Raw genomic sequence first — 14,901 nt, forward strand, 5'->3', positions numbered from 1 at the left:
CCCGCCCGGCCCCTTCGCCGTACCGCGCCGGGATGAACCGCCGAAACGTCATCCTCGCGATGTAGGCGCGCGACGCAGATGAGGCGCGGAGAACGACCGCTGAGGAGGGTTCCCGGGGTCGGCGCGGCGGCGACAATGAACCGGTGACGAATGTGCGTACGATCATGGAGCGGCTGCGGGCCCTGGCCCGCGAGGCGATCCGCGACGCCGGGTCCCCGGTCGGGCCACTGCCACGGCTCGGCCGTCGCGCCTGGCAGTTCGACATCCTGCTGGCGCTGGCGCTGGGAATCACCACGGTCTACTACGGCATCGACAACGTGGGCGCCGTCGTGGTGCGGCAGATCGCACCCGGCGTGGAACACGTCGTGCCGCGCCCGTCCGGCCCCGGGGGCCTGGCCCTCATGGTGACCCTCGCGGTCATCGCCTCGGGCGCTCTGGCGCTGCGCCGCCGCTATCCCCTCGCCGTGCTGTGCGTCGTGACGGCCGCGGTGCTGGCCACACCGCACAGTGTTCTGCGGCTGACGTTCTACGCGTTCGTGATCGCCGTCTACAGCGCCGCCGTGCACAGCCCGTACCGGGTGGCGACCTTCGCGGCGCTGCCGGTGTCGGTCCTGCTGGTCGGCGCCTCGGGGAACTCGGTGACACCGATCGTCCCCTACCAGTACGTCGCCCTGCTGATCCTCGGTCCGATGGCGGGAGCCGCTCTCGGGCTGCGCAACTGGAAACTCCAAAGTGAGGAAGGCCGTAGCCGGCTCTCCCGTCTGGAACGCGACCAGGCCGAGGCACTGCGCCGGGCCGTCGAGCACGAGCGGGCCAGGATCGCCCGCGAACTGCACGACGTCGTCACGCACAACGTCAGCGTGATGATCATCCAGGCGGGGGCCGCCCGCACGATCATGCGGACCTCGCCCGCGCGGGCCGGGGAGGCGCTGCTCGCCGTCGAGGCGGGTGGGCGGGCGGCCATGACCGAGCTGCGCCACGTCATGGGACTGCTCACCGCGGACGGCGAAGGGGCCGGCGAAGGCGCGGACCCGGCGGCCGGTACGGGGACGCAACTGGCCCCGCAGCCGGGCCTGGACCAGCTGGGAACGCTGGTCGCCCGGGTCAGGGGCGCCGGGCTGCCCGTCGCCCTGAAGGTGACCGGGCCGCCGTGCCCCCTGCCGCTCGGCGTCGAACTCGCCGCCTATCGCGTGGTCCAGGAAGCCCTGACCAACACGGTGAAGCACGCGTCCGGGGCAACCGCGGCCGTGACCGTCGCCTACGGCGCGGACCGGCTCCGGGTAGAGGTCACCGACACCGGGGGACAGGCCGGTGCGGTCGCCGGCAACGGCCGGGGCCTCATCGGCCTGCGCGAGCGCCTGGCCCTCTACGACGGCACCCTGAACACTGGCCGGCTCCTGACCGGCGGCTATCGTGTGGAGGCCCTGATCCCCCTGGAGACACCGTGACCGAGCCGCTGCGTGTGCTGGTCGCCGACGACCAGACCCTGGTCCGCACCGGATTCCGGCTGATCCTCGGCGCGGACGGCATCGACGTCGTCGCCGAGGCCACCAACGGGATCGAAGCGGTCGAAGCGGTCCGCCGCACCCGTCCCGACGTGGTGCTGATGGACGTCCGGATGCCCGAGATGGACGGCCTGGAGGCCACCCGCCGCATCCTCGCCGCTCCCCGGGACCACGACTCCGTACGGGTGGGGCAGGGCCCGTTCCCCGACCGGCCCCGCGTCATCATCCTGACCACCTTCGACCTCGACCGGTACGTCTACGCGGCGCTGTCCGCCGGGGCCAGCGGCTTCCTCCTCAAGGACGTCACCCCCGAGCAGCTGACCGCGGCGGTCCGTTTGGTCCGTACCGGTGACGCTCTCCTCGCGCCCGCCATCACCCGCCGCCTCGTACAGCGGTTCACCCGGGCCGGCGGCGACACCGCCGCCCCCCACCGCGACCTCGCCGCGCTCACCCCGCGCGAACTGGAGGTCCTCGGTCTGCTGGCCCGTGGACTGAGCAACGCCGAGCTCGCCGCCCGTCTTCACCTGGCCGAGGCGACCGTCAAGACGCACGTCGCCCGCATCCTCGCCAAGCTCGGACTCCGTGACCGGGTCCAGGCCGTCATCGTCGCCTATGAGACGGGCCTGATCAGCGTCGGCGAACGCGAGGCCGCGCAGCAGTCCGACGAACGGACCGGATGAGCGGCCCGACCGATGAGCCGCCGGTCTCCGCCACCGCGGCGGCGCTCCTCACCACCGCCCCGCCTCCACGATCCGCCGCAGGAACCGCTGCGTGCGCTCCTCCCGGGGCGCGCCGAACACCTCGTCCGGCGTGCCGCGTTCCAGCACCACCCCCGCGTCCAGGAAGCAGACCTGGTCGGCGACCTCGCGGGCGAAGGCCATCTCGTGGGTGGCGATGACCATCGTCATGCCCTCGCCCTTCACCTCGCGGACCAGGCCGAGCACCTCGCCCACCAGCTCCGGGTCCAGGGCGGCGGTGATCTCGTCCAGGAGCAGCAGGCGGGGCCGTACCGCCAGCGCCCGGACGATCGCCGTCCGCTGCTGCTGGCCGCCGCTCAGCCGGTCCGGGTACTCGTCGGCCTTCGCGCCCAGCCCCAGCCGCTCCAGCAGTTCGCGGGCCCGCGCCTCCGCCTCGCGCCGGGAGAGGCCGTGGACGCGCTGCGGGGCGAGCGTGATGTTCTGGAGAACGGTCAGGTGGGGGAAGAGGTTGTACGCCTGGAACACCACGCCGATCCGCCGGCGCACCGCGTCCGCGTCGGCCCGGGGGTCGGTGATCTCCTCGCCCTCCAGCCAGATCGCCCCGTCGTCGATCTCCTCCAGGAGGTTGGCGCACCGCAACAGGGTCGACTTGCCGGACCCGGACGCGCCGATCAGCGCGGTGACCGTGTGCGGGGCGACCTCCAGGTCCACGTCCCGCAGCACCAGCGACGTACCGAACGACTTGCGGACCGCCTCCATCCGCAGCACGGGCGCTGTGCTCATACCAGTCCTCCCTGGGCCCGTCGCCGGTCCATCCGGGCCGTCACCCAGTCGGTGAGCCGGGTCATCGGGATGGTCAGCGCGACGAAGACCAGACCCGCCACCACGTACGGGGTGTAGTTGAAGTCCTTGCTGGCGATGATCTGCGCCGCGTACACGGCGTCGACCGCCCCGGCGATCGAGACGAGACCGGTGTCCTTCTGGAGGGAGACCAGGTCGTTCAGGAGCGGCGGCACCACCCGGCGCACCGCCTGGGGCAGCACGACGAACCGCAGCGTCCGGCCGCCGCTGAGCCCCAGCGACCGGGCGGCGGCCCGCTGCGAGGGGTGCACGGACTCGATGCCCGCCCGGAAGACCTCCGCGACGTACGCCGAGTACGTCAGCACCAGAGCCGCGCCGCCCAGCAGGACCGGATCGTTGGTCACGCCCTCCAGACGCAGTGCGGGGACCCCGAAGACCACCATCAACAGGCAGATGATGAGGGGCAGTCCGCGGAAGAAGTCCGTGTACGCGGTGGCCAGCGCCCGGATCGGGAAGAACACCGGACCGCGCAGGGTGCGGGCCACGGCCAGCAGCAGCCCGAACGACAGCACGGCGCAGCCGCACACCGCCAGCAGCCGCAGATTCAGCCACAGGCCCTCCAGGACCTGCGGCAGCGCCACGCGTGCGTAGTGGGGGCTGAAGAACGTCTCCCGCGTACGGTCCCAGCCGGGCGAGCCCGTGATCAGCAGGAACAGCACCACGCCCGTCACCAGGGTGCTGGTCGCGGCGATCGCCGTGGCCCGCCGGGTACGGGCCCGCCGGTGGCGTTCGCGGGCGATCCGGCGCTCGGAGGGGACGTAGGAGTCCTCGCCGGCCGGCGTTTTGTGCAGCGTCACTTGAGCACCGGCGCGTCGACGGCGTCGGAGAGCCACTCCTGCTCCAGGGCGGCGAGCGTGCCGTCCTTCCGCAGGGCGTCCACCGCGCCGCTCACGCAGGAAACGATGGTGGACTCCTTGTCCAGCACCAGCCCGAACCGCTCAGGCTTGTCGGGGGAGTTCGGGAACTGTCCGACGACCTTCGCCTCGGGCGCCTCGGCCCCGGTGATGTAGAAGGCGGTGGGCAGGTCCACGACGATGGCGTCCACCTGGCCGGTCTTCAAGGCCGACTTGGCGAAGTCGTTGCGCTGGTAGACGGCGGGCTTCTGGTCGGGCTTCACCAGGTCGTTGATGAAGTCGAGGCTGGTGGTGCCCACTTGGGCTCCCAGCTTCACCTTCTTCAGGTCGGCCACGCTCGTCGCCCCGGCCGCCTTCGACGACTTCAGGGCGACGACGGCCTGGCGTACGTCGTAGTAGCCGGAGGAGAACGCGACGGCCTTCTTGCGGGACTCGCTGATGGAGACCTGGTTGATGTCGAAGTCGAACTTCTTCGCACCCGGCGCGAACGCGCTGTTGAACGGCACGTGCTGCCAGACCACCGCATCGCGCTCGTAACCGAGCTCCTTCGCCACGGCGTACGCGACCGCCGACTCGAACCCCTTGCCGTTGGACGGCTCGTCGTCAAAGAACCACGGGGCGTACGCGGGCTTGTCCGTGCCGACGGTCAGCTTCCCCTCCACCTCGGTGGCGAGCCCGCCCGGCGCGCAGGCCGCCTTCGTGGCGCCGGCCTGCCCGGACGCCTCCTTCTTCTCCGCCTGCGGGGCGCAGCCGGTCAGGGCGGCGCAGAGGGCGACGGCGGAGCAGACGGCGGTGACCGCGGTGACCAGGGAACGGTTGGCGAGATGCATAGCGGGAGACTGGCAGTGCCCGGGCCCCTCTGTCGAGATTTTCGAGCAGCTGTCCGCATAGTGGGAACGGGTGTTGCGGTGATGTGAACAGAGGCCCCTCAGCAGGCCGTACGCAGTCGACCCCTACCCCGCGCCGGGCTCCCGCAGGTCCACGATCCGCCGGATCTTGCCCACCGAGCGCTCCAGTGACTCCGGGTCCACGATCTCGACCCCCACCGACACCCCGATCCCGTCCTTCACCGCCCCCGCGATCGCGGCCGCCGCCCTCTCCCGGTCGGCCGCCGTCGCGTCCGCCCGCGCCTCCGCCCGCACCGTCAGCGCGTCGAGGCGTCCCCGCCGGGTCAGCAGGAGCTGGAAGTGCGGGGCGACGGCGGGCGTACGCAGCACGATCTCCTCGATCTGGGTCGGGAACAGGTTCACCCCGCGCAGGATCACCAGGTCGTCGCTGCGCCCGGTGACCTTCTCCATCCGGCGGAAATTCCGGGCCGTTCCCGGCAGCAGGCGTGTCAGGTCCCGGGTGCGGTAGCGGATCACCGGCATCGCCTCCTTGGTGAGCGAGGTGAAGACCAGCTCCCCCTCCTCGCCGTCCGGCAGCACCTCACCGGTGAACGGATCCACGACCTCCGGGTAGAAGTGGTCCTCCCAGATGTGCAGCCCGTCCTTCGTCTCCACGCACTCCTGCGCCACTCCGGGGCCCATCACCTCCGAGAGCCCGTATATGTCGACCGCGTCGATGGCGAACCGGTCCTCGATCTCCCGGCGCATCGCCTCGGTCCAGGGCTCCGCGCCGAAGATCCCGACCTTGAGGGAGGTCGTGCGCGGGTCGACGCCCTGCCGCTCGAACTCGTCCAGCAGCGTCAGCATGTAGGAGGGCGTGATCATGATGATCTCGGGCCGGAAGTCCTGGATCAGCTGGACCTGGCGCGCCGTCATCCCGCCGGACGCGGGGATCACCGTGCAGCCGAGCCGCTCGGCCCCGTAGTGCGCGCCGAGCCCGCCGGTGAACAGGCCGTATCCGTACGCCACATGGACCTTGTGGCCGGGCCTGCCGCCCGCCGCGCGGATCGACCGGGCGACCACGTCCGCCCAGGTGTCCAGGTCCCCTTCGGTGTAGCCGACGACGGTGGGGCGGCCGGTGGTGCCGCTGGAGGCGTGGACGCGCCGTACGTCCCGCTCCGGCACCGCGAACATGCCGAACGGGTAGTTGTCGCGCAGATCGGCCTTGGCGGTGAAGGGGAAACGCGAGAGATCGGCGAGCGTACGGCAGTTCTCGGGCCGCAGCCCCGCCCCGTCGAAGGCCGTCCGGTAGAAGGGCACGTTGTCGTAGGCGTGGCGCAGCGTCCTTTGGAGCCGGTCGAGCTGCAAGGACTCCAGTTCCGCGCGGCCGAGCCGTTCCGCCGCGTCCAGCATGGGCGTCATCAGGTCCCTTCCACTCCCGAAGCGGGCGACCGATCATTCGGTCGATCTTCCTGGGAGCAGTAATTCAGGAGGCCGGGGGCGCTGGCAAGAGGGGCGCACGGATCACCCGCGACCGGCCCGCGGGTTCACCGGGAAACCGGCCGGCGGCGAAGCCCGGTGCGTCCGGCCGCGGGTTGCTGTTTGGATGGACGCCATGCCGACCTTCTCCGCGTACGACACGACCCGCCTCGCCTACCACCTGGTGGGGGAGGGGGAGCCGCTGATCTGCCTGCCCGGCGGACCGATGCGGGCGAGCGCGTACCTCGGAGACCTCGGCGGGCTCTCCGCCACCCGCCGGCTGGTCCTGCTCGACCTGCGCGGAACCGGTGACTCCGCCGTGCCCGACGACCCCGCGACGTACCGCTGCGACCGCCTCGTCGACGACGTGGAGGCGCTGCGCGAACACCTCGGCCTGGACCGGATCGATCTGCTGGCCCACTCCGCGGGCGCGAACCTGGCCCAGCTGTACGCCGCCCGGCACCCGGAGCGGCTGCGCACCCTCACCCTGATCACCCCCTCCCCCCGGGCCGCCGGCATCGAGGTGACCGACCAGGATCTCCGCGAGGCCGCCGCACTGCGCGGCGGCGAACCCTGGTACGCCGAGGCCCGGGCCGCCCAGGAGGCGCTGCTCGCCGGCGGGCCCTTCGCCGAGCTGTGGCCCGCCGTCCGGCCGCTCACCTACGGCCGCTGGGACGACGCGGCCCGGGCCCACGCCGCGGCCTCCGCCGGGCAGACCAACCCCGAGGCGCGCGGCCGCTTCGACGAGGGCGCGTACGACCCCGCCGCCACCGTGCCGGCCCTGCGCGAGCTGGCCGCGCCGGTGCTCGTGCTCGCCGGGGAGTACGACGGGCACCCGAGCCCGGACCGTGCGACGGAGCTCGCGGCGCTCTTCCCGCACGGGGAGCACGCCGTCCAGCGGGGCGCCGGGCACTTCCCGTGGCTCGACGACCCGGGAGCCTTCTCCCGTACCGTGGCGGCCTTCCTCGACGGGGACGTCCTCAGCGTGCGGGCGGGCGGCGTCCGGCTCGCGTACCGGGTGTGGGGCGAGCCCTCCGCGCCGCCCGTCGTCCTCCTCCACGGCCGGGGCGGCTCCTCCCTCACCTGGACCCGGATCGCCGAGGAGCTGGCCGCCGAACACCGCGTGTACGCCTTCGACTTCCGGGGCCACGGGTTGAGCGACTGGCCCGGCCGCTACTCCTTCGAGCTGTTCCGCGACGACCTGCACGCCTTCCTGGAGGCCCGCAACCTGGCCGGCGCCACCGTCGTCGGGCACTCCATGGGCGGGGTGGCCGCCTACCTCCTCGCCCAGCGGGTGCCCGGCCTCATCGGGCGGCTGATCATCGAGGACGCCCCGACGCTCCTCCCGCTGAGCACGCCCCGCCCGCCCGCCGTGCGCCCCGAGGGCGAGAGCGACTTCGACTGGCCCGTGGTCCCGGACACCGACGCCCAGCTGAACGACCCCGACCCCGCGGCCCGCGAACGGCTGTCGGAGATCACCGCCCCGACCCTGGTCATCGGCGGCGGACGCGACAGCCACATCGACCAGGGGCAGCTAGCCCGACTGGCGGAGACGATCCCCGGCGCCGCGTTCGTCACCGTCGAGGCGGGCCACCTCGTCCACACCACCCGGCCGGACGCGTTCCTCGCGGCGATCAGGTCGTTCGGCCTGGTGTGACGTCAGCGGTCCGGCGTGACGTCAGCGGTCCGGTGGGGTCATCAGTGGTGCGGCGGGGCCGGGACCAGCCGGTACGCGTCGCCCGCGCGCCGCACGTATCCGGCGGTGGGCGGCGGGAAATGGGTCCCCAGCAGCAGGGCCGGGGTGTCGGCGAGCGAGTCGAGCAGCCGGCGCCGGGTCCTGGCCGCGAGGTCCGGCGCGATGTCCGCGCAGCTGCAGATCCCGGGATGCGACAGCTGGACGGGGTGGTGGATGCTGTCGCCGGTGACGAGCGCCTTCTCGCCGCGGCTGCTCAGCTCCACCGCCACCTGCCCCGGCGTATGCCCGGGGGCCGGCAGCAGGCGAACGCCCGGGGCGATGTCCGTACCCTCGTCCGCGACGTCGACGAGGTCGAGGAGCCCCGCCTCCCAGACGGGGTGCACGGAGTCCCGGAACATCTGCCGCCGGGGCCCGTCCATCTCGGCGTCGGCCCAGTAGTCCCATTCGGTCCGGGCGGTGAGATAGCGCGCGTTGGGGAACGTGGGCACCCATGTCCCGCCCTCGTCCCGCGTGTTCCAGCCCACGTGGTCGGTGTGCAGATGGGTCAGGACGACGAGGTCGACGCTCTCCGGGGCGAAGCCCGCCGCCCCCAGCCGCTCGGCGTAGTCGCTGCGGAGCTCGTGCCAGGCGGCGTTGGCCCGCTGCTTGCCGTTGCCGATGCCCGTGTCGACCAGTATCCGCGCCCCGTCCACCTCGACGGCGAAGGTGTGGCTGGCCAGGCGGAGAACGCCTTGCCCGTCGGCGAAGTCGGGGCGCAGCCAGGGCGTTCGGGCCACCAGGCCGGCGGTCGCGCCGGGGAGCAGCCAGGGGCCGGTTTCCGGCGGCAGGGCCGTCTCGTCGATGCGCCGGACGGTGTGGTCGCCCACGGACCACGAGGGGATGGGGTGCGGGGCGGCCGGGCCTGGCCGTGATGACCTGATCACAGGGGTAGTTCCCTCCCGAGCTGAGGCGATGGGTTCGCGTCAGTCGACCGTAGGCCCTGCGGTCGACGCGCTCCCCGGCGGCCCGGACGGCGGCGACGCCGTCCGGTGCTCCGCGTACGCCGCGCGAGCTCGTCGCGAACGCCCCCGGCGGTCCGCCGAGCCGCCGGCCCGCCGGAGGGAGACGCGCCCGGCTCAGCCCTCTGCCGCGCCCGCCGCCACCGCCTTCGCCCAGCGGTAGTCCGCCTTGCCGCTCGGGGAGCGCTGGATGCGGTCGGCGAGCACCAGGGCACGGGGGATCTTGTACCCGGCGAGCCGGGTGCGGCAGTGCGCCTGCACCGCCGCGAGGTCCAACGCCGGTGCGCCCTCGCGCAGTTCGAGCACGGCCGCGACCCGGTTGCCCCAGCGTTCGTCGGGCACGCCCGCGACGAGCGCGTCGTACACGTCCGGGTGGGACTTGAGGGCCTGCTCGACCTCCTCCGGATAGACCTTCTCCCCACCGGTGTTGATGCACTGCGAGCCCCGGCCCAGCACGGTGACGATGCCCTCCGCGTCCACGGTCGCCATGTCGCCCAGCAGCACCCACCGCTCGTCGCCCTTGCGGAAGAAGGTGTCGGCGGTCTTGGCCGGGTCGTTGTAGTAGCCGAGCGGGACATGGCCGCGTTGCGCGATGCGGCCCGGTTCGCCCGGCGCCACCGGCTCGTACGTCACCGGATCGACCACCGCCGTACGGGTGTTGACCTGGACCCGGAACCCTCGCTCGGGGCCCGAGTCGGCGGTCGCCGTACCGTTGAAGCCGGACTCCGACGAGCCGAAGTTGTTGAGCAGCAGCACGGTCGGCACGAGCCCCTGGAACTCCGCCCGCACCGAATCCGACATGATCGCGCCGGAGCTGGAGACGGAGAACAGCGACGAACAGTCCGTCCCGCGCAGCGGCCCGTTCAGGGCGTCGATCAGCGGACGCAGCATCGCGTCGCCGACCAGCGACACACTGGTGACCTTCTCCCTCTCGATCGTCCGCAGCACCTCTTCGGGGACGAACTTGCGGTGGATGACCACGCGTTGGCCGAAGTTGAACCCGATGAACGCGGTCAGCGTCGAGGTGCCGTGCATCAGCGGGGGAGTGGGGAAGAAGGTGATGCCGTCGCCGCCCGCCGCCACCCGCTCCGCCAGCTCCCGAGGACTGCTCACCGGCTCGCCGGTCGGCGCGCCCCCGCCCAGGCCGGAGAAGAACAGGTCCTCCTGACGCCACATCACGCCCTTCGGCATCCCGGTCGTGCCGCCGGTGTAGATGATGAACTGGTCGTCGGCGGAACGCGGTTCGAAGCCGCGTGAAGGTGAGCCGGACGCTTCGGCATCGGCGAAGGGAACGGCCTCCAGGCCCACGGGCGCGGCCGCCGGCCCCACCCGGACCAGGTGGCGCAGGGCCGGAGCCTGCGCGGACGCCGCCGCGACCCGCTCGTCGAACTCGCCGTCGAAGACCAGCGCCGCCAGGTCCGCGTCCCGGTAGAGGTAGACCAGCTCCTCCTCCACGTAACGGTAGTTGACGTTCACCGGCACCAGCCGGGCCTTCAACGCCCCCAGGACCGTCTGGAGGTACTCGACGCCGTTGTAGAGGTGCAGCCCCAGGTGCTCGCCCGGACGGAGCCCCGCGTCGATGAGGTGATGGGCGATCCGGTTGGCGGCGGCGTCCAGTTGGCCGTAGGTGAGACGCCGCTCGGCGCCCGTACCGGGATGGTCGACGTACAGGAGCGCCTCGCGGTCGGGGACCACGTCGACGACCGACTCGAACAGGTCGGCAAGGTTGTACTCCACCGTTCCTCCTGACCCCGGATGACTGGCGACTCGGCCGTCATTAGAGCGCCGGGCGGCACAAGTGGGAAGAGGCGGCGTCGAAAGAATCTGACTGACTGTCAGAAAACTATTGAACTGCGACCCCGCCTACTGCAACCTGTTCCAGGTCTGGAGACGGGAGTTCGTCATGGGCGGTACGGAACACCTCACCGTGGAGCGCCGGGGCGCCACGCTGGTGCTCACCTTGAACAGACCACAGGCCAGGAACGCGTTGTCGCTGCCGATGCTCGTCGGCCTGTACGACGGGTGGCTCGCGGCCGACGCGGACGACGGGGTGCGCTCCGTCGTCCTGACCGGGGCGGGCGGCGCGTTCTGTTCCGGGATGGACCTCAAGGCGCTGGCGGGCGACGGGATGGAGGGCGAGGAGTACCGGGAGAGGATGACCGCCGACCCGGACCTCCACTGGAAGGCGATGCTGCGCCACCACCGCCCGCGCAAACCGGTGATCGCCGCCGTGGAAGGCCCCTGCGTCGCCGGCGGCACCGAGATCCTCCAGGGCACGGACATCCGCATCGCCGGAGCGGACGCCGTCTTCGGGCTCTTCGAGGTCCGGCGCGGCCTCTTCCCGATCGGCGGCTCCACCGTCCGGCTGCCCCGCCAGATCCCCCGCACCCACGCCCTCGAAATGCTCCTCACCGGCCGCCCGTACACCGCCGAAGAGGCCGCCGCCATCGGGCTCGTCGGCCGCGTCGTACCCGCCGGCGCCGCCCTGGAGGAGGCCCTCGCCGTCGCCGAGCGGATCAACGCCTGCGGACCGCTCGCCGTCGAGGCCGTCAAAGCCTCCGTCTACGAGAGCGCGGAGCTGACCGAGAGCGAGGCCCTGGCCGCCGAACTCAAGCGCGGCTGGCCCGTGTTCGCCACAGAGGACGCCAAGGAGGGCGCGCGCGCCTTCGCCGAGAAGCGCCCGCCCGTCTACCGGCGCGCCTGAGCGCTGAGCCTTTGGAGTAAGCCATGACCGACGTCCTCAGCGCACCGCTGGTGGTCGAATTCCCCTTCACCCGCTCCCTCGGCCCCGTCCAGAGCGCCTTCCTCACCGGGCTGCGCGAACGCACCGTCCTCGGGGTCCGCACGGACGACGGCAAGGTCCTCGTCCCGCCCGTCGAGTACGACCCCGTCACCGCGAACGAACTCCGCGAACTCGTCGAGGTCGCCGCCACCGGCACCGTCACCACCTGGGCCTGGAACCCGTCCCCGCGCCGCGACCAGCCGCTAAAGACCCCGTTCGCCTGGGTGCTCGTCCGCCTCGACGGGGCCGACACCGCGCTCCTGCACGCCCTGGACGCCCCCGGACCCGACGCCGTGCGCACCGGGATGCGGGTCCGGATCCGCTGGACGGCCACCCGCACCGGGGCCATCACCGACATCGCCTGCTTCGAGCCGTACGAAGGTGAGCCCGGCCCGACCGAACCGGCCGCGCACGACGGGGAGTTCCCCGAACCCGTCACCGGCGTCGTCGCCCCCGCCCGCCTCGACTACGTCCACACCCCCGGCCGCGCCCAGAGCGCCTACCTCAAGGCCCTCGAAGGCCACCGCATTGTCGGAGAACGCTGCCCCGCCTGCCGCAAGGTCTACGTACCGCCGCGCGGAGCCTGCCCCACCTGCGGCATCGCCACCGGTGAAGAGGTCGAGGTCGGCCCGCGCGGCACCGTCACCACCTTCTGCATCGTCAACATCAAAGCCGCTCACACGGCGAATCTCGACATCGAAGTCCCGTACGTCTACGCCCACATCGCCCTCGACGGCGCAGACCTCGCCCTGCACGGCCGCATCGCCGGCATCCCGTACGACCAGGTCCGCATGGGCCTGCGCGTCGAACCCGTCTGGGCGGAGGGCGCCCGCCACCCCGACCACTACCGGCCCACCGGAGAACCCGACGCCGACTACGACACGTACAAGGAGCTGGTGTAGATGCCGGACGTGGCGATCGTCGCCTTCGCCCAGACCGCGCACCGGCGGCGTACCGACGACCTCACCGAGGTCGACCTCCTGATGCCCGTCCTCCACGAAGTCCTGGAGGCGACGGGCCTGAAGGCCAACGAGATCGGGTTCACCTGCTCCGGCTCCGCCGACTACCTCGCCGGACGCGCCTTCTCCTTCACCATGGCGCTCGACGGCGTCGGCGCCCACCCGCCGATCTCCGAGTCCCACGTCGAGATGGACGGGGCCTGGGCGCTGTACGAGGCGTGGGTGAAGATCATGACCGGTGAGGCGGACACCGCGCTCGTCTACTCGTACGGCAAGTCCTCGCCCGGCGAGGTCCGCGACGTCCTCACCCGCCAGCTCGACCCCTACTACCTCGCCCCGCTCTGGCCGGACTCCGTCGCGCTCGCCGCCCTCCAGGCGCGGGCGCTCATCGACGCGGGCGACACCGACGAAGCGGCCCTCGCCCAGGTCGCCGCCCGCAGCCGCACCGCCGCCACCGCCAACCCGTACGCCCAGCTCACCGGAGACGTCCCCGCCGGCGACTACCTCGTGCACCCGCTGCGCACCGGCGACTGCCCGCCCATCGGCGACGGCGCGGCCGCCGTGGTCCTCGCCGCCGGGGACACCGCCCGCGCCCTGTGCGCGCGCCCCGCCTGGATCCGGGGCATCGACCACCGTATCGAGGCCCACAGCCTCGGCGTCCGCGACCTGACCGAGTCGCCCTCCGCACGGCTCGCGGCCCGGCACGCCGGAGCCTTCGAACGGCCCGTCGACACCGCCGAGTTGCACGCCCCGTTCACCTCGCAGGAGGTCGTCCTGCGCAAGGCCCTCGGACTCGGCGACGATACCCGGATCAACCCGTCCGGCGGGGCGCTCGCCGCCAACCCCGTCATGGCGGCCGGCCTCATCCGGCTCGGCGAGGCCGCCGCCCGCATCCACCGCGGCGAGTCCGACCGGGCCCTCGCCCACGCCACCTCCGGGCCCTGCCTCCAGCAGAACCTGGTCGCCGTCCTGGAAGGGGAGAGCGCTCATGCCTAAGGAGCCCGTGGCCGTCGTCGGCATCGGCCAGACCAAGCACGTCGCCGCCCGGCACGACGTCTCCATCGCGGGACTGGTCCGCGAGGCGGCTCTCCGCGCCCTGGAGGACGCCGGCCTGACCTGGAGCGACATCGACGCCGTCGTCATCGGCAAGGCCCCCGACTTCTTCGAGGGCGTCATGATGCCCGAGCTGTATCTCGCGGACGCGCTGGGAGCCGTGGGCAAACCCATGCTCCGCGTCCACACGGCGGGATCGGTCGGCGGCTCGACCGCGCTCGTCGCCGCCAACCTCGTCGCCGCCCGCGTCCACCGGACCGTCCTCACCCTCGCCTTCGAGAAACAGTCCGAATCCAACGCCATGTGGGGGCTCTCCCTGCCCGTCCCGTTCCAGCAGCCGCTGCTGGCCGGCGCGGGCGGCTTCTTCGCACCGCACGTGCGCGCGTACATGCGCCGTACCGGAGCCCCCGACACGGTCGGCTCCCTCGTCGCGTACAAGGACCGGCGCAATGCGCTCAAGAACCCCTACGCGCACATCCACGACACCGGCATCACCCTGGAGAAGGTCCAGGCCGCCCCCATGCTCTGGGACCCGATCCGCTACTCCGAGACATGCCCCTCCTCGGACGGGGCCTGCGCGATGATCCTCACCGACCGGGACGGGGCCGCCCGCGCGCCCCACCCCGCCGCATGGGTGCACGGCGGCGCGATGCGCAGCGAACCGACGCTCTTCGCCGGCAAGGACTTCGTCTCCCCGCAGGCGGGCAAGGACTGCGCCGCCGACGTCTACCGGCAGGCCCGGATCACCGACCCGCGCCGGGAGATCGACGCCGTCGAGATCTACGTCCCCTTCTCGTGGTACGAACCGATGTGGCTGGAGAACCTCGGCTTCGCCGGTGAGGGGGAGGGCTGGAAGCTCACCGAGGCGGGCGTCACCGAACTCGACGGAGACCTCCCCGTCAACCCCTCCGGCGGTGTGCTGTCCACCAACCCCATCGGCGCGTCCGGCATGATCCGCTTCGCCGAGGCGGCCCTCCAGGTGCGGGGGAGGGCGGGCGAGCACCAGATCGACGGGGCGGCCAAGGCGCTCGGCCACGCCTATGGCGGTGGGGCCCAGTTCTTCGCCATGTGGCTCGTGGGATCGGAGCCGCCGCCGGGGTGAGCCGGTGGCCCGGGGTGGTCCGGTGGGCCCCGGCGGGGGACCGGATCACCCCGGCCGGTCGGCCCCCGGGGGGCGGCCCGCTCACCG

13 protein-coding genes are annotated in these 14,901 nt (G+C 72.5%); 7 read left to right on the forward strand and 6 right to left on the reverse strand.

Annotated elements, in window-relative coordinates; translation table 11 throughout:
- Positions 1–164: 164 nt before the first annotated feature.
- Both ACLJPL_RS23795 and ACLJPL_RS23800 read left to right on the forward strand, forming a co-directional pair.
- Entirely contained in the window at positions 165–1,448 is a 1,284-nt protein-coding gene (locus ACLJPL_RS23795) for a sensor histidine kinase (RefSeq protein ID WP_411083021.1), read from the forward strand.
- Positions 1,445–2,185 carry a response regulator gene (locus ACLJPL_RS23800; protein ID WP_411082938.1) on the forward strand — a complete coding sequence of 247 codons (741 nt, stop codon included), beginning with the start codon at positions 1,445–1,447 and terminating at the stop codon, positions 2,183–2,185. The genes ACLJPL_RS23795 and ACLJPL_RS23800 overlap by 4 nt, the downstream gene beginning before the upstream one ends.
- Before the next feature lie 48 nt (positions 2,186–2,233).
- On the opposite strand, the gene ACLJPL_RS23805 is transcribed toward ACLJPL_RS23800, so the two are convergent.
- From ACLJPL_RS23805 to paaK, 4 genes are all read right to left on the reverse strand, one after another.
- Complete coding sequence (locus ACLJPL_RS23805) at positions 2,234–2,986, reverse strand: amino acid ABC transporter ATP-binding protein (RefSeq protein ID WP_411082939.1); 753 nt, start codon at positions 2,984–2,986, stop codon at positions 2,234–2,236.
- Positions 2,983–3,861 carry an amino acid ABC transporter permease gene (locus tag ACLJPL_RS23810; protein ID WP_411082940.1) on the reverse strand — a complete coding sequence of 293 codons (879 nt, stop codon included), beginning with the start codon at positions 3,859–3,861 and terminating at the stop codon, positions 2,983–2,985. Before ACLJPL_RS23810 ends, ACLJPL_RS23805 begins: the two co-directional genes overlap by 4 nt.
- Positions 3,858–4,748 carry an ABC transporter substrate-binding protein gene (locus ACLJPL_RS23815; RefSeq protein WP_411082941.1) on the reverse strand — a complete coding sequence of 297 codons (891 nt, stop codon included), beginning with the start codon at positions 4,746–4,748 and terminating at the stop codon, positions 3,858–3,860. Before ACLJPL_RS23815 ends, ACLJPL_RS23810 begins: the two co-directional genes overlap by 4 nt.
- A gap of 123 nt (positions 4,749–4,871) precedes the next feature.
- Complete coding sequence (gene paaK, locus ACLJPL_RS23820; RefSeq protein ID WP_411082942.1) at positions 4,872–6,167, reverse strand: phenylacetate--CoA ligase PaaK; 1,296 nt, start codon at positions 6,165–6,167, stop codon at positions 4,872–4,874.
- Positions 6,168–6,360: 193 nt separating this feature from the next.
- Between paaK and ACLJPL_RS23825 the strand changes: the two genes are divergently transcribed.
- Complete coding sequence (locus ACLJPL_RS23825; RefSeq protein ID WP_411082943.1) at positions 6,361–7,881, forward strand: alpha/beta fold hydrolase; 1,521 nt, start codon at positions 6,361–6,363, stop codon at positions 7,879–7,881.
- Positions 7,882–7,922: 41 nt separating this feature from the next.
- Here ACLJPL_RS23825 and ACLJPL_RS23830 read toward each other — a convergent pair whose 3' ends face one another.
- Both ACLJPL_RS23830 and ACLJPL_RS23835 read right to left on the reverse strand, forming a co-directional pair.
- Positions 7,923–8,786, reverse strand: a complete 864-nt coding sequence (locus tag ACLJPL_RS23830; protein WP_411082944.1) for an MBL fold metallo-hydrolase — start codon at positions 8,784–8,786, stop codon at positions 7,923–7,925.
- A 249-nt stretch (positions 8,787–9,035) separates the two neighbouring features.
- The gene (locus ACLJPL_RS23835; RefSeq protein ID WP_411082945.1) at positions 9,036–10,655 is read right to left on the reverse strand and encodes an acyl-CoA synthetase; all 1,620 of its coding nucleotides are present in this window, start codon (positions 10,653–10,655) and stop codon (positions 9,036–9,038) included.
- Positions 10,656–10,821: 166 nt separating this feature from the next.
- Between ACLJPL_RS23835 and ACLJPL_RS23840 the strand changes: the two genes are divergently transcribed.
- The 4 genes from ACLJPL_RS23840 to ACLJPL_RS23855 are packed head-to-tail and all read left to right on the forward strand — an operon-like array spanning position 10,822 to position 14,814.
- Positions 10,822–11,622 carry a crotonase/enoyl-CoA hydratase family protein gene (locus ACLJPL_RS23840; RefSeq protein ID WP_411082946.1) on the forward strand — a complete coding sequence of 267 codons (801 nt, stop codon included), beginning with the start codon at positions 10,822–10,824 and terminating at the stop codon, positions 11,620–11,622.
- Between the two features lie 23 nt (positions 11,623–11,645).
- The gene (locus tag ACLJPL_RS23845) at positions 11,646–12,602 is read left to right on the forward strand and encodes a Zn-ribbon domain-containing OB-fold protein (RefSeq protein ID WP_411082947.1); all 957 of its coding nucleotides are present in this window, start codon (positions 11,646–11,648) and stop codon (positions 12,600–12,602) included.
- Entirely contained in the window at positions 12,603–13,655 is a 1,053-nt protein-coding gene (locus tag ACLJPL_RS23850; protein ID WP_411082948.1) for a thiolase domain-containing protein, read from the forward strand.
- Positions 13,648–14,814 (forward strand): thiolase domain-containing protein, encoded by a 1,167-nt coding sequence (locus ACLJPL_RS23855; protein ID WP_411082949.1) that lies wholly within the window; start codon positions 13,648–13,650, stop codon positions 14,812–14,814. The genes ACLJPL_RS23850 and ACLJPL_RS23855 overlap by 8 nt, the downstream gene beginning before the upstream one ends.
- The last annotated feature ends 87 nt before the right edge of the window (positions 14,815–14,901 follow it).

The sequence above is a fragment of the Streptomyces sp. cmx-18-6 genome (assembly GCF_046548915.1).
Lineage (GTDB): Bacteria > Actinomycetota > Actinomycetes > Streptomycetales > Streptomycetaceae > Streptomyces.